The 17250-nt window shown below is 72.2% G+C and carries 18 protein-coding genes; 7 read left to right on the top strand and 11 right to left on the bottom strand.

Annotation, left to right across the window (positions count from 1 at the left end):
• Positions 1 to 7 precede the first annotated feature (7 nt).
• From cydD to ACNF49_RS35975, 6 genes are all read left to right on the top strand, one after another.
• Positions 8 to 1744, top strand: a complete 1737-nt coding sequence (gene cydD / locus ACNF49_RS35950) for a thiol reductant ABC exporter subunit CydD (protein ID WP_482940360.1) — start codon at positions 8 to 10, stop codon at positions 1742 to 1744.
• Positions 1741 to 3420: a thiol reductant ABC exporter subunit CydC gene (gene cydC / locus ACNF49_RS35955; RefSeq protein ID WP_482940361.1), complete on the top strand. Its 1680-nt coding sequence runs from the start codon at positions 1741 to 1743 to the stop codon at positions 3418 to 3420. Before cydD ends, cydC begins: the two co-directional genes overlap by 4 nt.
• 81 nt (positions 3421 to 3501) lie before the next feature.
• Entirely contained in the window at positions 3502 to 4122 is a 621-nt protein-coding gene (locus tag ACNF49_RS35960) for a hypothetical protein (RefSeq protein WP_482940362.1), read from the top strand.
• On the top strand, positions 4119 to 4442 hold the full coding sequence (locus tag ACNF49_RS35965; RefSeq protein WP_352328377.1) for a winged helix-turn-helix domain-containing protein: 324 nt from the start codon (positions 4119 to 4121) through the stop codon (positions 4440 to 4442). The genes ACNF49_RS35960 and ACNF49_RS35965 overlap by 4 nt, the downstream gene beginning before the upstream one ends.
• The gene (locus tag ACNF49_RS35970; protein ID WP_357969082.1) at positions 4439 to 5332 is read left to right on the top strand and encodes an ABC transporter ATP-binding protein; all 894 of its coding nucleotides are present in this window, start codon (positions 4439 to 4441) and stop codon (positions 5330 to 5332) included. The genes ACNF49_RS35965 and ACNF49_RS35970 overlap by 4 nt, the downstream gene beginning before the upstream one ends.
• A complete protein-coding gene (locus ACNF49_RS35975; RefSeq protein WP_357969079.1) occupies positions 5325 to 6065 on the top strand; it encodes an ABC transporter permease in 741 nt (246 codons plus the stop codon). The genes ACNF49_RS35970 and ACNF49_RS35975 overlap by 8 nt, the downstream gene beginning before the upstream one ends.
• 69 nt (positions 6066 to 6134) lie before the next feature.
• Here the strand turns inward: ACNF49_RS35975 and ACNF49_RS35980 are convergent, their stop codons facing one another.
• The 10 genes from ACNF49_RS35980 to ACNF49_RS36025 all read right to left on the bottom strand — a co-directional run bounded on the left by ACNF49_RS35980 (position 6135) and on the right by ACNF49_RS36025 (position 14197).
• The gene (locus ACNF49_RS35980; protein ID WP_482940363.1) at positions 6135 to 6614 is read right to left on the bottom strand and encodes a S1C family serine protease; all 480 of its coding nucleotides are present in this window, start codon (positions 6612 to 6614) and stop codon (positions 6135 to 6137) included.
• Positions 6536 to 7369: a S1C family serine protease gene (locus ACNF49_RS35985; protein ID WP_482940364.1), complete on the bottom strand. Its 834-nt coding sequence runs from the start codon at positions 7367 to 7369 to the stop codon at positions 6536 to 6538. Before ACNF49_RS35985 ends, ACNF49_RS35980 begins: the two co-directional genes overlap by 79 nt.
• Positions 7370 to 7609: 240 nt before the next feature.
• The gene (locus ACNF49_RS35990; RefSeq protein ID WP_482940365.1) at positions 7610 to 7831 is read right to left on the bottom strand and encodes a hypothetical protein; all 222 of its coding nucleotides are present in this window, start codon (positions 7829 to 7831) and stop codon (positions 7610 to 7612) included.
• A gap of 48 nt (positions 7832 to 7879) precedes the next feature.
• The gene (locus tag ACNF49_RS35995) at positions 7880 to 8146 is read right to left on the bottom strand and encodes a hypothetical protein (RefSeq protein WP_482940366.1); all 267 of its coding nucleotides are present in this window, start codon (positions 8144 to 8146) and stop codon (positions 7880 to 7882) included.
• 92 nt (positions 8147 to 8238) lie between these two features.
• Entirely contained in the window at positions 8239 to 8727 is a 489-nt protein-coding gene (locus tag ACNF49_RS36000) for a DUF5946 family protein (RefSeq protein WP_482940367.1), read from the bottom strand.
• A gap of 270 nt (positions 8728 to 8997) precedes the next feature.
• Positions 8998 to 10533, bottom strand: a complete 1536-nt coding sequence (locus ACNF49_RS36005) for an AMP-binding protein (protein ID WP_482940368.1) — start codon at positions 10531 to 10533, stop codon at positions 8998 to 9000.
• A gap of 101 nt (positions 10534 to 10634) precedes the next feature.
• Positions 10635 to 11462 carry a MetQ/NlpA family ABC transporter substrate-binding protein gene (locus tag ACNF49_RS36010; RefSeq protein WP_357969065.1) on the bottom strand — a complete coding sequence of 276 codons (828 nt, stop codon included), beginning with the start codon at positions 11460 to 11462 and terminating at the stop codon, positions 10635 to 10637.
• A 10-nt stretch (positions 11463 to 11472) separates the two neighbouring features.
• Positions 11473 to 12129, bottom strand: coding sequence for a methionine ABC transporter permease (locus ACNF49_RS36015; RefSeq protein ID WP_357969063.1), 657 nt, complete (start codon positions 12127 to 12129; stop codon positions 11473 to 11475).
• Positions 12126 to 13088: a methionine ABC transporter ATP-binding protein gene (locus tag ACNF49_RS36020; protein ID WP_482940369.1), complete on the bottom strand. Its 963-nt coding sequence runs from the start codon at positions 13086 to 13088 to the stop codon at positions 12126 to 12128. The genes ACNF49_RS36015 and ACNF49_RS36020 overlap by 4 nt, the downstream gene beginning before the upstream one ends.
• A 296-nt stretch (positions 13089 to 13384) precedes the next feature.
• Positions 13385 to 14197, bottom strand: coding sequence for an SAM-dependent methyltransferase (locus ACNF49_RS36025; protein WP_482940370.1), 813 nt, complete (start codon positions 14195 to 14197; stop codon positions 13385 to 13387).
• 39 nt (positions 14198 to 14236) lie between these two features.
• On the opposite strand from ACNF49_RS36025, the gene ACNF49_RS36030 reads away from it, so the two are divergent.
• A complete protein-coding gene (locus tag ACNF49_RS36030; protein ID WP_482940371.1) occupies positions 14237 to 14656 on the top strand; it encodes a MarR family winged helix-turn-helix transcriptional regulator in 420 nt (139 codons plus the stop codon).
• Between the two features lie 151 nt (positions 14657 to 14807).
• Here ACNF49_RS36030 and lon read toward each other — a convergent pair whose 3' ends face one another.
• Positions 14808 to 17168, bottom strand: coding sequence for an endopeptidase La (gene lon / locus ACNF49_RS36035; RefSeq protein ID WP_482940372.1), 2361 nt, complete (start codon positions 17166 to 17168; stop codon positions 14808 to 14810).
• Between the last annotated feature and the right edge of the window lie 82 nt (positions 17169 to 17250).

Here is a 17250-nt window from a genome sequence, read left to right on the forward strand (position 1 = left end):
AGGCCACGTGCACAAGGATCTTCTGCGGCTCATGCGGGCCGAGCGCTCGGTGCGCCGCCACCTGACCGTCACCATGGTCGCGGCCGTGCTGGCCGGGCTGCTCGTGCTCGCGCAGGCCGAGCTGCTGGCCGGCGTGCTGTCGGGCCGGTTCACCGCCGCCGCGCTGGGGGCGCTCGCCGCCGTCGTGGGCGTACGGGCGCTGCTGGCCTGGACGCAGGGCGTCTTCGCCGGGCGCACCGCGACGGGCGTGAAGTCCGCGCTGCGCCACCGGCTGCTGGCCCGCCTGGGCGAGCTGGGCCCGTCCAGGCTGACCGGCCACCGGTCGGGCGAGCTGGTCACGCTGACCGGCCGGGGCCTGGACGGCCTCGACGCCTACCTGACCGGCTACCTGCCCTCGATCGCGGTGGCGGCCGTGGTGCCGGTGGCCGTGCTGGTCCGGCTGTTCACCGCCGACCTGGGCAGCGCGGTGATCGTCCTGGTCACGCTGCCGCTGATCCCGGTCTTCGGCGCGCTGGTCGGCATGACGACCAAGGCGGTCACCGAGCGGCAGTTCCACGCCCTGTCGCGGCTCGGCGGGCACTTCCTCGACGTGGTGCGCGGGCTGCCCACGCTGCGCGCCTTCGGGCGGGCCCGCTACCAGGCGACGGTCATCCGGCAGGTCGCCGACGCACACCGGAGCGCGACCATGCGCACGTTGCGGGTGGCGTTCCTGTCGTCGCTGGTGCTGGAGCTGTGCGCGTCGCTGTCGCTGGCGCTGGTGGCGGTCCCGATCGGGCTGCGGCTGCTCGGCGGCTCGCTGGACCTGACGACGGCGCTGCTGGTGCTGCTGCTGGCGCCGGAGGCGTACCTGCCGCTGCGGGCCATGGGGACCCGCTTCCACGCCTCGATGGAGGGGGTGGCCGCCGCCGACGCGGCCTTCGCCGTCCTTGACGAGGCCGCCGGCGACCCGCCCGGCCCGGCCCGCCCGTACGACGGGCACGGCGCGCCGGAGATCCGCCTGGAGAACGTGACCGTCCGCTACCCCGGCAGGGACGAACCCGCCCTGGAGAACGTGACGCTCACCATCGCGCCCGGCGAGCGGGTGGCGCTGGTCGGCGAGAGCGGCGGCGGCAAGAGCACGCTGCTCCACCTGGTCCTGGGCTTCCTGCGCCCGTCCGAGGGGCGCGTCCTGGTCGACGGCGCCGACCTGCGCGAGCTGGACCTGGACAGCTGGCGGGCGGCCCTGGCGTACGTGCCGCAGCGGCCCCACCTGTTCACCACCTCCGTGGCCGACAACATCCGGCTCGGCGCGCCCGGCGCCACGCCGGCGGAGGTCCGGCGGGCGGCCGCCGCCGCGCACGCCGACTTTGTGGACGACCTGCCCCAGGGGTTCGACACCGTGGTCGGCGAGCGCGGCGCGAACCTGTCGGCCGGCCAGCGGCAGCGTGTGGCGCTGGCCCGGGGCTTCTGCCGCCCGGACGCCACGGCGCTGCTGCTCGACGAGCCCACCGCCCGTCTCGACGGCCGCAGCGAGGCCGCCGTCGTGGCCGCCACCGCGCAGCTGGCGCGGGGGCGCACCGCCGTCATCGTCGCCCATCGGCCGGCGATGATCGACCTCGCCGACCGGATCGTGCGGGTGCACGAGGGCCGCGTCGTCTCCGACACCACCCGCGACCGGCCGGCCCGTCCGGACGGCGGCCACGACGGCGACGGTCACCGGGAGCCGCAGAGCGTGGCCTCCCTTCCCGAGGGGAGCACGCGATGAACCGGCGCATGGGCACCCGGCTGGCCTGGGCCGTGCTGGCCGGGGCGGCCGCCGACCTGGCCGGGCTGGGGCTGATCGCGGCCGCCGCCTGGCTGATCACCCGGGCGGCGCAGCAGCCGTCCCTGGCCGCGCTGTCCGTGGCCATCGTGGCGACCAGGGCGTTCGCGACCGGCAAGGGCGTCTTCCGCTACGCCGAACGGCTCACCGGCCACGACGTGGCCCTGCGCGCCCAGGCCGGCACCCGCGAACGGCTGTACCAGGCGCTCGTCCCGCCCCAGCGCCCCCGCCACGGCGGCGCCGACCTGCTCAGCCGCATGGTGGACGACACCGAGGCCGTCCAGGACCTGCTGGTCCGCGCGCTGCTCCCGGCCGCCGCCGCGCTGCTGACCGGGCTGGCCGCGGTCGCCATCGGGCTGTTCGTGCTGCCGCTGACCGCGCTGGTGCTGGTGGCCGGGCTCGTGGTGGCGGGCGTGCTGCTGCCCGCCGCGACCGCCGCCGCCGCGCGCCGCTGGTCGGCCCGGATCGCCCCGGCCAGGGCCGCGCTGGCGGCCCGCGTGGCCGACCTCGTGCACGGTTCGGCCGACCTGGCCGCCTACGGCGCGGGCGAGCGGGCGCTGTCCGGCGCGCTGGCCGCCGACGAGGCGCTGGCCGCGCTGGAGCGCCGCCAGTCGCGCGTGCACGCCGCCGCCCTGGCGGTCGGCACGCTGGCCCAGGGGCTGACGGTGGCCGCCATCGTGCTGCTCGCCCAGGGGGCGGGCGCCGGCTCCGTCGCCACGGCGGTGCTCGCGCTGACCGCGCTGGTGTCGTTCGAGCCGGTGCTGCCGCTGGCGGCGGCGGGCGAGCGCATGGCCGGGATCACCGCCGCGATCCGGCGGCTGCGCGAGGTCCGCGCCGCGGCGCCGGCCGTCGCCGAGCCCGCCGCGCCCGCGCCCGTGCCGTCGGCTCCCCTGACGGTCGAGGTCGACGACCTCGTCGTCCGCCACCCCGGCGCCGCCAGGCCCGCCCTCGACGGCGTCTCGCTGCGCCTGACCCCCGGCCGCCGGGTGGCGATCGTGGGCCCGAGCGGCGCGGGCAAGAGCACGCTGCTGGCCGCGCTGATGCGGCTGGCCGAGCCCGAGTCGGGAAGCGTGCGTGTCAACGGGACCGACCTTCGCGACCTGTCCGGCGACGACGTCCGCACGCTGATGACCGGCCTCACCCAGGACCCGTACATCTTCCGCACCACCCTGCGCGACAACCTGCGCCTGGCCGGGCCGGACGCCGGCGACGAGCGGCTGGCGGCGGCCGTGCGGGAGGCCAGGCTCGGCCCGTGGGTCGAGCGCACCGGCTGGGACGCCGAGCTCGGCGAGGACGGCAGGACCGTCTCCGGCGGCCAGCTCCAGCGCCTGGCCCTGGCCAGGGCGCTGCTGTACGACCCGCCCGTGCTGCTGCTGGACGAGCCCGCCGAGGCGCTCGACGAGGAGACCGCCGACCGCCTGATGGCCGACCTGCTGGACGTCATCCGCGACCGCACCACCGTGCTGGTGACCCACCGGCTCAAGGGCCTGGAGTCGGTGGACGAGGTCGTGGTGCTCGACGAGGGCCGCGTCGTCCAGCGCGGGCGGCACGACGAGCTGGTGGCGGTGCCCGGCTACTACCGCGACCTGTGGGAGTCCGAGGCGCTGACCAGGCGCTAGCCGATCCTTTCGCCCTCGTGTTGAGTTTGCGTCGCCATCAGGTTTATGATGCAAACCTGTTTGCAGGTAAGAGGAGTTGGCATGGTGGACGACGATCGAGCGCGCACTCCCGAGGAGACGCTGCGGCTGATCGAGCAGCAGCGCACCGCCACGGTCCGGCGCCTGCACGGCGACCCGGTGCTGCTCTACGTGCCCTGGGGCGTGGCCTGGCTGCTCGGCTTCACGGCGCTGTTCCTGCACTACGGCCTCGACGGCGTCCCCTACGCGCCGATCTCCCACCCGCAGGCGGTCACGGTGCTGTTCGCGGGCATGTCGCTGGCCGGGGCGATCGCGATCTTCGGCATGGTGAAGATGGGGGCGCAGGTCCGCGGCGAGACCTCGGCCAAGGGCATGATGTACGGCTACGCCTGGATGGCCGGTCTGCTCTCCATGACGGTGCTCGCCATCCGCTTCAGCCCCCAGCTCCCCGCCACCGAGAGCGGCCTGCTGTGGGGCGGCGGATTCATGATGCTCGTCGCGCTGCTCTACATGGCCGGCGGCGCGATCTGGACGTACTGGCCGATGTTCTTCGTCGGCGTGTGGACGGCGGTCGTCAACGGGGTGGGCGTCATGCTCGGCGCCGGCTGGCACGCGCTGCTGACGGCCGTGCTGACCGGCGGCGGCTACATCGCGGCCGGCGTCGTGCTGCGGCGGCGGATGTGAGCCCCGACGGGGCCGTCCCCGAGCTCGACCCGGTGATCCACGCGCAGGCCAGGCTGCGGGTGGTCGCCACGCTCAACACCCTCGGCGGGCGCGACGAGATCGCGTTCCCCTCGCTGAAGGACCTGCTCGGGATGACGGCCGGCAACCTCTCGGTGCACCTGACCAAGCTGGAGGACGCCGGCTACGTCCGCATCACCAAGACCCACAAGGGCCGCACCCCCGTCACGTACGTCGCGCTCACCCAGCGCGGACGGCTGGCCTTCGAGGACTACACCAAGGCGATCCGCGCCTTGCTCGACAACGCTGGAGGAACCCCATGACGGCCCTGGCCAGAACGGTGGAGGTCACCCGCCGCTACGGGGACGTGCTCGCGCTCGACCGCGTCTCGCTCGACATCCGGGCGGGCGAGCTGGTCGGCCTGCTCGGCCCGAACGGCGCGGGCAAGTCCACCCTGATCAACCTGTTCGTCGGGCTGCGCCGCCCGACCTCGGGCACGGTCGAGCTGTTCGGCGGCTCGCCCCAGGACCCCGTGACGCGCCGGGGCATCGGCGTCACCCCGCAGGAGACCGGCCTGCCCGAGTCGCTGCGGGTCGGCGAGATCACCGACTTCGTGCGCGCCCACTTCCCCGACGCGCTCGGCAAGGACGAACTGCTCGACCGCTTCGGCCTGAGCGACCTGGTCAAGCGGCAGGTGGGCGGGCTGTCCGGCGGGCAGAAGCGGCGCCTGGCCGTGGCGCTGGCCTTCGCCGGCCGCCCGCGCCTGGTGTTCCTGGACGAGCCGACGACCGGCCTCGACGTCGAGGCCAGGCGCACCCTCTGGGACGGCATCCAGGCCTTCCACGCCGAAGGCGGCACGGTCGTCCTGACCAGCCACTACCTGGAGGAGATCGAGGCGCTGGCCGAGCGCGTGGTCGTCGTCGGCCAGGGACGGGTCCTGGCCGACGACACCGTACGGGCCGTGCGCGACATGGTGGGGGTGCGGCGCGTCTCGCTCGACGCCGAGGACCTGCCCGAGCTGCCCGGCGTGCTCAGCACCGAACGCCAGGACGGCCGCGTCAGCCTGCTGACCACCGACCCCGACCGGCTGGTGGTCGAGCTGGTGCGCAGCGGCACCCCGTTCTCGGGGCTGGAGGTCAGGCCGACCACGCTGGAGGAGGCCTTCCTCACCATCACCTCGACCTCGCCCCCCAAGGAGAGCGCGCATGTCTAGCCTGATCGTGGCCCACACCCGGTTGCAGCTCGTCGAGCAGTTCAGGGTGCCCATCGGGATCCTGGCCAGCTCCATGTTCCCGGCCATCTCGATGCTGGCGTTCGTGGTGCCGTTCGCGGGCGGCGACCCGGCGGCGGCGACGTCGGCGACGGGGGCGCTGATGTTCTTCGGCGCCATGTCCTCGGCGGTGATCGGGCTCAGCGCGTCGGTCTCGCAGGATCGCGAGCAGCCCTGGGACCCCTACACCCGCACGCTGCCGGCCGGACCGTTTCCGCGCCTGGCCGGGCGGATGGTCTCGACGGTGGTCCTCATGCTGCTGTCGGTGGTGCCGGTGCTGGTGGTCGCGGCCCTGCTGACCGAGGCGGTCATCACGCCGGTCCGGCTGGCCCTGGGGCTGGCCGCGCTGGTCGCCGGAGGGGTGCCGTTCATGCTGATCGGCCTGTTCCTCGGCCTGACGCTGCCGTCGAAGGCGGCGCTCGCGGTGGCGCAGATCGTCTTCTTCCCCGTGGCCATCGTGGGCGGACTGATCCTGCCGCCGCAGATCCTGCCGGACATCGTGGAGGCCGTCTCGCCGTACGTTCCGTCCAGGGGCGCGGCCGAGCTGATCTGGGCGGCCATCTCGGGGGCCCGCCCGGACGGGATCGCGCTGATCATGCTGGGCGTCTGGACGGTGATCGCGGCGGCCGCCGCGACGTGGGCCTACCGCCGCGACGAGGGCCGGCGTTTCGCCTGATGGGGGGTGTGCCGCCGAGTCCGCAGCGATCTCAACGGCACACCCGTCTCCGGGAGGGGGTCCTTGTGTTTACTTCTTCTCTTGGAGGGTGACGGTGGCCTCCGCGGACCGACCGTCCCTCATATATGTGATCTTGACCTGTTGGCCCGGTTTGAAACCTCTGACCTGTCCAACAACCGTATCGCCTGAGTCAACAGGTGTGTCCCCAATCTTGGTGATCAGGTCGCCCTCCTGCAGCCCGGCCTTGGCCGCCGGGCTGTCCGCGGTCACCTGCCGGATCAGCGCGCCTGGCACGTCGCCGGTGGCGTCGGTGACGCTCACGCCGAGGAAGGCGTGGCTGACCTTGCCGCTCTTGATGAGCTGCTCGGCGACCTGCTTGGCGGTGTTGACCGGGATCGCGAAGCCGACGCCGCCGCCGGCCGCGTCGGAGGCGATGGCGGTGTTGATGCCGACGAGCGCGCCCGCCGCGTTCACCAGCGCGCCGCCGGAGTTGCCGGGGTTGATCGCGGCGTCGGTCTGGATGACGTCGCCGATGGTGGTGCCCTCCACCGGGCTCTGCTGCTGCTCGCCGCCGAAACCGGGGGAAGCTGCTGACGCTGCTCGCCGCCCAGCTTGAGCGTACGGTTCAGGGCGCTGACGATGCCCCTGCTGACCGACCCGTCCAGGCCGAGAGGGCTGCCGATGGCCAGCACGTCGTCGCCGACCTTGAGCTGGTCGCTGTCGCCCAGCGTGGCTTTGGTCAGCCCCGAGACGTCCTCGGCCTTGATGACCGCGAGGTCGGTGGCCGGGTCGGTGCCCACGACCTTGGCCTTGGCCGTCTTCCCGTCACTGAACTTGACCGTCATCTGACCCCCGCCCTGCGAGGCGCCGACGACCACGTGGTTGTTGGTGAGGATGAGGCCGTCCTCGGAGAGCACGACCCCCGACCCCTCGCCCGTCTGCCCCTGGATCATGACCACCGACGGCTGCACCCGCTCGGCCACCTCAGCGGTGGACAGCTGGTTGGAGGCGGCCCTGAGCACCGGGCTCGGCGCGCTGACCACCTGCTGCGGCTCGGGCTGGAACGCGGTCGCGACGGCGGCTCCCACGACACCGCCGCCGATGGCCATCGCGGCGAGCGCGAGCCCGGCGACGGCCTTCTGCCCGGCGTTGAGCCGCGCCTTGACGGGGGTGGACGGCGGAGGAGGAGGCGGCTGCTCCATGACGATCGTGTCCCGCCGGGGGAAGCCCCCGGCGGCCGGCGGGGTGGCGCCGAACTGGCTCCACCCACCGGTGCCCTGCTCGCGAGGCTCGTTCGCGTTCATCTGTCATCTCCCTCAAGTCCCTATGGCTCAAGGGTGCCAAGAGGGGCGTAAGAGCTGGTTAAGGCGCTGATCGGAACTCTGTGAGACGACTCACTCACACCTTATCTGCGCTGCTCACGGGCCGGACTTATCTGCCCAAAAGGAGAAAAGAATCTACAAACCACTTGCCTCGCGACCACGGACCGCCAACCCGCGGGAGCGGCTGAGCCGGAACCGACAGAGCACCGCTTGAGCGCCCCCTCACGGATGCAGCGGCGGGATGACGCCGAGTGCCCGCAGGGCTCCTACCAGCATGGCGACGGGGATGATCATCATCATCGCGACGAAACGGATCTTCCGGTACAGGCGCGCCATCCTGCGCACCTCACGCCACTCCCGCTCGCGAGCCCGCCGAGCCCGTAACTCCGCGATCTGCCTCCTGCTGGTGACCTTGAGCCTGCTCCGGTCGATCTCCTGGCGCATGACCCCATTCTGGGGTTCTCCGCGGTCTTCGTACACCGGCAGGTCCGGTCAGCGGCGGGCGCGGACGGCCGCTTCGATGCGCAGGGCGAAGCCGCCCAGGGCGATCACCAGATAGACGAGCAGCCACGCGGTGGGCTCGTCCTGCCACGGCCTGACGATGGTGAGCACCGCCAGCGCCAGGCCCAGGCAGATGGCGACGGTGCCGGTCGTCCGTACCGCCGAGGCGGGGTCGCCGTCGCCCCCGTCGGACGCCTTCAGCACAGGGACTTGGACGGGGACACGGTCGTCGGCGTGCTCGCCTGCTGAAGAGGTCACGGGTCGAGAGGCTGCCATCCCGAGATCAAGATCCGACAGCGATCGGGTCCACGATCCGTTAACGGGCGTCACGGCCTCCGCCCGGTACGGGGTCAGGTCTGGAGGGATCTCCAGGACTCCACCGTGGCTTCGGCGATCGTCTCGATGCGGTGGCCGTAGGCCGGATGACCGTCGGACACGAAGCTGCCGTCCCGGAACGGGAGGTCGCGGAAGGTGGCGCGGAAGTGCCGGGGCGGCCCACCCGGCGGGAGCGGCGCGTACGCCGACAACGGCTCCAGGTCGTGGACCGGCCGCCTCCCGTGCCTGTTCCCGGCCACCTGGCGGGCTCCCACGCGAAGCAGCGCGTCCAGGCCCCGGTCCAGGCAGAGCTGCAACTGGCGGAACTGGCCGTCGAGGTACTTCGGGTGCGCCCCGGACGGATGCTGCAGGAAGTACGCGCAGACCACCAGCGCGTGCCACCTGTACATGCCGGGATCGGCCTGCTCCTCGGACAGGACGGCGTGGTAGTAGTCCGCGCAGGTGCCCAGCGGTCCGGCGGCCGCCCCGCACTCACACCGGCCCACGGCCGAGCGGTCCGTCATGCCCCGCACCCTAGGCGGCCAGAGCCGCGTTGTCGAGGAGGCGTCCCGCGCCGGGGCTGCCGCCGGCCGCGGTTGGCGAGCCTCACCGCCACGAACACGATGCCTCCTAAGATCAACGCCCCGAGGGCGAGGATCACCAGAAGAGCGAGGATCTCGGGCACTCCGATATTGGTCATGCTCGTCTCCCGTCCAGCTCGGTGAGGGGCCGGCACGTCCGCCCCCGGCCCGCGGCAGGGCCGGGGGCACCACCAAGCCTCCCCCATCGATTGGTCAGGTGCGGGCGGGCCAGTATTCGTCCCTCAGGAGGCGTTTGTAGAGTTTGCCGGTCGGGTGGCGCGGGAGCTCGTCACGGAAGTCGACCGACTTCGGGCACTTGTAGTGGGCCAGGTGCTCCCGGCAGTACGCGATCAGCTCCGCCTCCAGCGCCGGCCCCGCCTCCGCCGCCGTCATCGCCTGGACCACGGCCTTGACCTGCTCCCCCATCTCCTCGTCCGGTACGCCGAACACGGCCACGTCGGCCACCTTGGGATGGACCGCCAGCACGTTCTCGGCCTCCTGCGGGTAGATGTTCACCCCACCCGAGATGATCATGTACGAGCGGCGGTCCGTGAGGTACAGGAAACCGTCGGCGTCGAGGTAGCCGATGTCGCCGAGGGTGGTCCAGCCCCGGCCCTTCGGGTCCTGCGCCGAGCGGGTCTTGTCGGGGTCGCCGTGGTACTCGAAGCGGGCGCCGTTCTCGAAGTAGACCGTGCCGTGCTCGCCCGGCGGCAGGTCCTCGCCCTCCTCGTCGCAGATGTGCACGACGCCGAGCAGCGAGCGGCCGACCGTGCCCTTGTGCTCCAGCCAGTCCTGGGAGCCGACGTAGAGGAAGCCGTTGCCCTCGGTGCCCGCGTAGTACTCGTGGATCACCGGCCCCCACCAGGAGATCATCTGCTCCTTGACCGGCACGGGACACGGCGCGGCCGCGTGGATGGCGCAGACCAGCGACGACAGGTCGTACTTCTTCCGGGTCTCTTCCGGCAGTTTCAGCATCTTGATGAACATCGTCGGCACGAGCTGCGAGTGCGTCACCCCGTACCGTTCGACCAGCCGCAGGTACTCCTCGGGGTCGAAGCGTTCCATCACCACCACCGTGGCGCCGAGCCGCTGGAAGGACAGGCAGTAGCGCAGCGGCGCGGCGTGGTACAGCGGCGCGGGCGAGAGGTAGACGCTGTCGGCCGACGGCGCGAACAGCGCCTGGATGAGCCGGACCAGCGTGTTCGACTCGGCCAGCGGCGCCAGCGAGGCGGCCACCTTGACGCCCTTCGGACGGCCGGTCGTGCCCGAGGAGTAGAGCATGTCGGCGCCCTGGCACTCGTCGGCGATCGGGGTGACCGGGCAGCCGGCCACCGTCTCCTCGTAGGAGGCGAAGCCCTCGGCGACGCCGTCGAGCATGAGCCGCAGCTCCACGCGCGGCGTGGCGTCGGTGATCGAGGTGGCCACCTCGGACAGGTTCGCGCTGGAGATGAAGACCCGGGCGCCGCAGTTGTCCACGATGTAGGCGAGTTCGTCGGTCTGCAGGCGGGAGCTGATCGGCGTGTAGTACAGGCCGGCGCGGTGCGCGGCCCAGGCGATGGCCAGGAAGAGCGGGTGGTTGGCGAGCATGAAGGCGACGTGGTCGCCGGGCTTGAGCCCGGCCGCGCGGAAGGCGTGGGCCAGGCGGTTGGACTCCTCTTCGAGCTCGCGGTAGGTGAGGACCAGCCCGGAGCCCGCCATGATCACAGCGGGCTTGTCGGGGGTGACGGCTGCGATGGCTCCCGGGTACATATTAGAACAGTATTCGGTCGCTCGGCGGCGGCGCTAGGGCGCGCCGAAGCCGCGGCTCCCCGGATGGAGGGCCGCGGCTTCGGCGTCGATCGACGCCGGGGTCACTCGGCGGGGATCACCGAGCCCTCGTACTTCTGCTTGATGAAGTCCTTGACCTTCGGGTCCTGGAGCAGCTTGCCGAGGGTGACGATGTTGGCGTCCTTCTCGTGGCCGGCCTGGACGACGAGCCCGTTGACGTACGGGTTGCCCTCGGTCTTCTCCAGCACCAGCGCCTGGCTCGCGGGCTTGAGCCCGGCCTCGATGGCGTAGTTGCCGTTGATCACCGCGGCGTCCACGTCGTCGAGCGAGCGCGGGAGCTGGGCCGCCTCAAGGGGCTTGAACTGCAGCTTCTTGGGGTTGTCCGTGACGTCGCGCTCGGTGGCCGCGGTGCCCGCGCCGTCCTTGAGCTTGACCAGACCGTTGTCGGCGAGCAGCTTGAGCGAGCGGCCGAGGTTCGTGGCGTCGTTGGGGACGGCCACGGTGGCCCCGTCCGCCAGCGCCGACAGCGAGGTGATCTTCTTGGAGTACAGGCCGAGCGGCTCCAGGTGCACCGGGGTGACGAAGCTCAGCTTGGTGCCCTTGGAGGAGTTGAAGTCGTCCAGGTAGGGCTTGTGCTGGAAGAAGTTGGCGTTCAGCTGGCCCTCGTCGAGCTGCACGTTCGGCTGGACGTAGTCGGTGAACTCGACGATCTCCAGCTTCAGCCCGGCGGCCGGGGCCAGGTTGTCCTTGACGAACTTCAGGATCTCACCGTGCGGGACGGGGCTCGCGCCCACCTTCAGCACCGTGTCGGCCGACTCGGCGGCGGGAGTGGTGGTCGCGGACTGCGACGTACCGCATGCGGCGAGCAACAGGGACAGCGCAGCAGCACCCAATATCGAGCGAATCTTCATGATTTTTCCCTTACTTATGTGAAATGCGCCGAGCGACCCAGTCGCCCAGACTCTGCAGAATTTGCACGATGACGATGAGCAGGACGACGGTCACGATCATCACGAGCGTCTCGAACCGCTGGTAGCCGTAGCGCACGGCCAGGTCGCCGAGCCCGCCGCCGCCGACGGTGCCCGCCATGGCCGAGTACCCGATGAGCGCGACGATCGTGACGGTCAGCCCCGACACCAGGCCCGGCAGCGCCTCGGGCAGCAGGACCTTGCGCACGATGGCGGTCCGGCCGGCCCCCATGGCCTGCGCGGCCTGGACGACGTCGGTGCCGACCTCGCGCAGCGCCGTCTCTACCAGCCGGGCGAAGAACGGCACGGCCCCCACGGTCAGCGGCACCACCACGGCCGCGGTGCCGATCGTGGTCCCGATGACGAGCCGGGTGAACGGGATGATGGCGATCATCAGCACGATGAACGGCAGCGACCGCCCGATGTTGACGACGATCCCCAGCACGGACTTCAGCGCCGGCAGCGGGCGCAGCCCGTCCCGGTCGAAGGCCACCAGCGCCACGCCGAGCGGCAGCCCGAACAGCACGGTGAACAGCGTGGCCCACCCCACCATCTGGGCGGTCTCCCACGTGGCCGGCCACAGCAGCGGCGCGATCTCTTCCCAGGTCATGCGGCCTCCCCCGCGACTTCGACGAGCAGCCCCGACTCCCGCAGGAACGACAGCGCCGAGGACGACTCCGCGCCGGTCAGCGCCACGCGCAGGCGGCCGACCGAGCCGCCGGCCAGGTCCTCGATCGAGCCGCCGAGGATGTTGACGTCCACGTCGAACTTGCGCGCCATCTCCGAGACCAGCGGCCGGCCCGGGTCGCCGGTGAAGGTGAGCGTGACGGAACCGGCCGGAGCGGGCTCGGGCAGCGGGAAGATCTCCCTGGTCAGGCGGGATCCGGGGGTCCTGATGAGGTCGGCGATCGCCCCCGACTCCTCGATGCGGCCTCCGGTCATGATGGCGACCGAGTCGCAGACGCTCTTGACGACGTTCATCTCGTGGGTGATGAGCAGGATCGTCAGGCCCAGCTCGGCGTTGAGCCGCTTGAGCAGGGCCAGGATCGACTGGGTGGTGGCCGGGTCCAGCGCGGAGGTGGCCTCGTCCGACAGCAGCACCGACGGGTTGCCCGCCAGCGCCCTGGCGATGCCGACGCGCTGCTTCTGGCCGCCGGAGAGCTGGTGGGGGCGGTCGCCGCCACGTCCCTGGAGGCCGACGAGGTCGAGCAGCTCGGCCACGCGCCGCTGCCGTTCGGCCCTGGGCACGCCCATGACCTCCAGCGGGAAGGCGACGTTGCCGGCCACCGTGCGCGAGGACAGCAGCGCGAAGTGCTGGTGGATCATGCCGATGCGCTGCCTGGCGCGGTTGAGCTCGCGGCCGGGCAGGGCGGTCAGGTCCTGCCCGGCGACGGTGACCGTGCCCGCGGTGGGGCGTTCGAGCAGGTTGACGCAGCGCAGCAGCGTGCTCTTGCCGGCGCCGCTCTGGCCGAGCACGCCGTAGATCTCGCCCTCGCGCACATGCAGGTCGACGCCGTCGAGCGCGACGGTCTTGCCGTACTGCTTGCGCAGGCCGGAAGCCTGGATCACGAAATTTCCCCACGACTGAGAGCGGCCGGTGGCGGGCCGCTTCCTTACACGAACATCACCGTCGGAGCGGTGGGATCTAGTGGCTGCCCGGAGGGAACGGCAGGTGACTCAGCCTGCGCAGCACGAAGCAGAAAGTGTGGATCATGGTGACCTTCGAGGAGAACGGGCGGGATCTGGTCTCTAACGGGCCGGCATTCGCCCCATACGCATGCGACAACACATGGCGTCCCGGTGGGCGCGGTGGTCGTTCGCGTATGCCTCGTTCACGCCGGTGCTAACGCCGTCTTTACATACTCCTATTCCGGGGAATTGTGGTGATCTGCGTCACTCAGCACCGCGGTGAGGAATCCGCCGCGGGGGGCGGGGCGGCCGTACCGGGTGGCGAGGGTGGAGGCATCGACCGTACGCACCCGCCAGCCGCGGGCCGTGAGCCGGGCGACGGCGTCCTCTCCCGGGCCGCCCTTCCAGAGCGTGGCGATCCGCCGCAGTTCGGGCATCGTGCGCGCCCGCTCGGCGAGCAGGGCGGCCGCGGCCGGGTCGTACTCGAAGGCGAGCCTGCTGCCCGCCGCCGACAGCGCGCGGACGCCGTCGAGGAGCCGCCCGGCCTCGGCCGGGCTCAGGTAGATCAGCAGGCCCTCGATCAGCCAGGCCGTCGGCCGCGCCGGGTCGAACCCGGCCGCGCGCAGGCTGCCCGGCCAGTCCTCGCGCAGGTCCACCGGCACCGGGACGCGCTCGCACCTTGCCGTCGCGGCCAGCCCGCGCAGCACGCCGTCCTTGAACGCCAGCAGCTCGGGCAGGTCGAGCTCGAACAGCCGCACGCCCGGCGGCCAGTCGAGCCGGAAGGCGCGGGCGTCGAGCCCGGCGGCCAGCAGGACGACCTGGTCGCAGCCGGAATCGCTCAGGTGGTCGTCGAAGAACCTGGTCCTGAACACCAGGTGGTCGCTGAAGAGATCACCCGCGCCGCTCCCCCGCCCGGCATCCGGCGGCCCGGCGTCCGCCGCCGCCACGAAGGCGCCCGCGTACGGGTCCTCGAACAGCCGGTCGGGCCGCTCACTCTCGCGCGCCCGTAACCAGGCCGCGCCCACCGCCGTCCTCGCCACCCCATTCATATCGCTGACGATACATCTCCAGCGATACAATCGGCCACCATGAACGTGGCACGACTGCGAAGGCTCGGACGGCGGCTGGTGGAGCTGTCGAAGACGGCGGCCGGCGAGACCAAGGGCCCGCCCCTCACCCCCGGCGAGGAGGCCGTCTTCGAGGACGTGCTGCGCCACCCGGGCGGCACCGTCGGCGAGATCCAGGCCAGGACGGGCTTCGTCCAGAGCCACGTGTCGGCCTCGGTGGCCCGGATGCGCGAGCGCGGCCTCGTCAGGACCGAGCCCGACCCCGCCGACGGCCGGCGCACCCTGGTCACGCTGACCGAGCCGGCGCTGGCCGCGGTCCACCGCCGGGCGGCCAGGCCGGTGGAGGAGGCGGTGCGCGCGGCGGTGGGCGACGACCCCGAGCGCGCGGCCCGGGTCGTGGCGCTGCTGGAGGAGCTGGAGGCGCTGCTGCTCACCGGCTGACCCCGGCGCGGGCCTGGCACGCCGGTTTGTTCAGACCCCTGTACGCCGGTTCGTTCCGGCCCCCGTATGCCGGTTCGTTCAAACCCTCGTACACGAAGCCGCCCCGCCGCGCCCGGAAGGCCGGGTGCGGCGGGGCGGTGCCGGGCGCGGGTCAGGCCGCGACCGTGGAGGCGACCTCGGCCGGCGTCAGCGCGATGTCGAGGACCTCGCGCACGTCGCTGACCGCGTGGATGGTCAGCTCGTTGCGCACCTCCGCGGGCACGTCGTCCAGGTCGGGCTCGTTGCGGGCCGGGATGAGCACCGTGGTGATGCCCGCCCGGTGGGCGGCCAGCAGCTTCTGCTTGACGCCGCCGATCGGCAGGACCCGCCCGGTCAGCGAGATCTCACCGGTCATGGCCACGTCGGCGCGGACCTGGCGGCCCGACAGGAGCGAGGCCAGCGCGGTCGTCAGCGTCACGCCCGCCGAGGGACCGTCCTTGGGGACGGCGCCCGCGGGGAAGTGCACGTGGACCGAGCGGTCCTTCAGCGCGGTGACCGGCAGCTCCAGCTCCGCGCCGTGCGAGCGCAGGTAGGACAGCGCGATCCGGGCCGACTCCTTCATCACGTCGCCGAGCTGGCCGGTCAGGGTCAGGCCGGTCTCGCCGGTCTCCGGGTCGGCCAGCGACGCCTCCACGTAGAGCACGTCGCCGCCGGCCCCGGTCACCGCCAGGCCCGTGGCCACGCCCGGCACGGAGGTGCGCTGGGTGGACTCGGGCAGCGACGACTCCGGCACGAACCGCGGCCTGCCGATGTAGCCGACCAGGTCGTCCGGGCCGACCGTGACGGGCAGCTCGTCCTTGGCCGCCACCTTGCGCAGGATCCTGGCGACCGCCCGCTCCAGCGAGCGCACCCCCGCCTCGCGGGTGTACTCGCCGGCCAGCCGCCGCAGCGCGCCGTCGTCGACCTTGACCTCCTCGGAGGTCAGCCCGGCGAGCTCCAGCTGCCTGGGCAGCAGGTGGTCGCGGGCAATGGCGACCTTCTCGTCCTCGGTGTAGCCGTCGAGGGTGACGACCTCCATGCGGTCGAGCAGCGGGCCGGGGATGGCCTCCAGCACGTTGGCCGTGGCCAGGAACAGCACGTCGGACAGGTCGAGCTCGACCTCGAGGTAGTGGTCGCGGAAGGTGTGGTTCTGGGCCGGGTCGAGGACCTCCAGCAGCGCCGCCGTGGGGTCGCCGCGGTAGTCGGCGCCGACCTTGTCGACCTCGTCGAGCAGGACGACCGGGTTCATCGAGCCGGCCTCGCGGATGGCCCGGACGACGCGGCCCGGCAGGGCGCCGACGTAGGTGCGCCGGTGGCCGCGGATCTCGGCCTCGTCGCGTACGCCGCCGAGCGCGACCCGGACGAACTTGCGGCCCATCGCGCGGGCCACCGACTCGCCCAGGGACGTCTTGCCGACCCCGGGAGGCCCGGCGAGGGCCAGGACGGCGCCGCTGCGCCGGCCGCCCACCACGCCGACGCCCTTGTCCTGGCGGCGCTTACGCACGGCCAGGTGCTCGATGATGCGGTCCTTGACGTCGTCGAGGCCCGTGTGGTCGGCGTCGAGCACGGCCCGCGCACCCGCGATGTCGTAGTTGTCCTCGGTACGCTCGTTCCACGGGATGTCGAGCACCGTGTCGAGCCAGGTGCGGATCCAGCCGCCCTCCGGGGACTGGTCGGAGGTGCGCTCCAGCTTGTCGACCTCCTTGAGCGCGGCCTCGCGCACCTTCTCCGGCAGGTCGGCGGCGTCGACGCGGGCCCGGTAGTCCTCCTCCTCGCTCTCGGCGGTGTCGCCGTTGAGCTCCTTCAGCTCCTTGCGGACCGCGGCGAGCTGCTGGCGCAGCAGGAACTCACGCTGCTGCTTCTCCATGCCCTCCTGGACGTCCTTGCGGATCGTCTCGGCGACGTCGAGCTCGGCGAGGTGCTCGCGGGACCACTCGATGAGCCTGGCCAGGCGGTCGGCCGGGTCGGCGGCCTCCAGCAACTCGACCTTCTGGGCGGTGGTCAGCCAAGGGGTGTAGCCGGAGCTGTCGGCCAGCACCGAGGGGTCGTCGATCTGGTTGACCTGGTCGACGACCTGCCAGGCGCCGCGCTTCTGCAGGATGGTGGTGGCCAGGGCCTTGTACTCCTTGGCCAGCTCCTGGGCGCGCTCGCCGGCCGGAACCGTGTCGATCGTGTCGGCCTCGACCCACAGTGCGGCGCCGGGGCCGGTGGTGCCGGTGCCCACGCGGACGCGGTTGACACCGCGGACCACGGCGGCGGGCTCACCGCCGGGCAACCTTCCGACCTGCTCGATCACGGCCTGCACGCCGACGGCGCCGTAACGGCCGTCGATCCGGGGAACGAGGAGGACCCGCGGCTTGTTACCACCGGACGCGCGGGCCGCGTCGATCGCAGCACGCACCTCGGAGTCGGACAGGTCCAGCGGAACCACCATGCCCGGCAGGACGACCTCGTCGTCGAGCGGCAGGACCGGGAGGATCAAGCTCTCACTCATGCGAACTCCAAAGGGTTGAGTTATACCGACTCAATTCATTGGAGCGCGCTGTTGTTCCCAACCTTGCCGATGTTCGCTCACG

The organism is Actinomadura sp. ATCC 39365 (genome assembly GCF_054392275.1).

Coding starts and splice junctions, on each gene's coding strand:
- cydC (WP_482940361.1), top strand. CDS start 1,741: ATGAACCGGCGCATGGGCACCCGGCTGGCCTGGGCCGTGCTGGCCGGG.
- ACNF49_RS35960 (WP_482940362.1), top strand. CDS start 3,502: ATGGTGGACGACGATCGAGCGCGCACTCCCGAGGAGACGCTGCGGCTG.
- ACNF49_RS35970 (WP_357969082.1), top strand. CDS start 4,439: ATGACGGCCCTGGCCAGAACGGTGGAGGTCACCCGCCGCTACGGGGAC.
- ACNF49_RS35975 (WP_357969079.1), top strand. CDS start 5,325: ATGTCTAGCCTGATCGTGGCCCACACCCGGTTGCAGCTCGTCGAGCAG.
- ACNF49_RS35985 (WP_482940364.1), bottom strand. CDS start 7,369: ATGAACGCGAACGAGCCTCGCGAGCAGGGCACCGGTGGGTGGAGCCAG.
- ACNF49_RS35990 (WP_482940365.1), bottom strand. CDS start 7,831: ATGCGCCAGGAGATCGACCGGAGCAGGCTCAAGGTCACCAGCAGGAGG.
- ACNF49_RS36000 (WP_482940367.1), bottom strand. CDS start 8,727: ATGACGGACCGCTCGGCCGTGGGCCGGTGTGAGTGCGGGGCGGCCGCC.
- ACNF49_RS36005 (WP_482940368.1), bottom strand. CDS start 10,533: ATGTACCCGGGAGCCATCGCAGCCGTCACCCCCGACAAGCCCGCTGTG.
- ACNF49_RS36010 (WP_357969065.1), bottom strand. CDS start 11,462: ATGAAGATTCGCTCGATATTGGGTGCTGCTGCGCTGTCCCTGTTGCTC.
- ACNF49_RS36015 (WP_357969063.1), bottom strand. CDS start 12,129: ATGACCTGGGAAGAGATCGCGCCGCTGCTGTGGCCGGCCACGTGGGAG.
- ACNF49_RS36025 (WP_482940370.1), bottom strand. CDS start 14,197: ATGAATGGGGTGGCGAGGACGGCGGTGGGCGCGGCCTGGTTACGGGCG.
- ACNF49_RS36030 (WP_482940371.1), top strand. CDS start 14,237: ATGAACGTGGCACGACTGCGAAGGCTCGGACGGCGGCTGGTGGAGCTG.
- lon (WP_482940372.1), bottom strand. CDS start 17,168: ATGAGTGAGAGCTTGATCCTCCCGGTCCTGCCGCTCGACGACGAGGTC.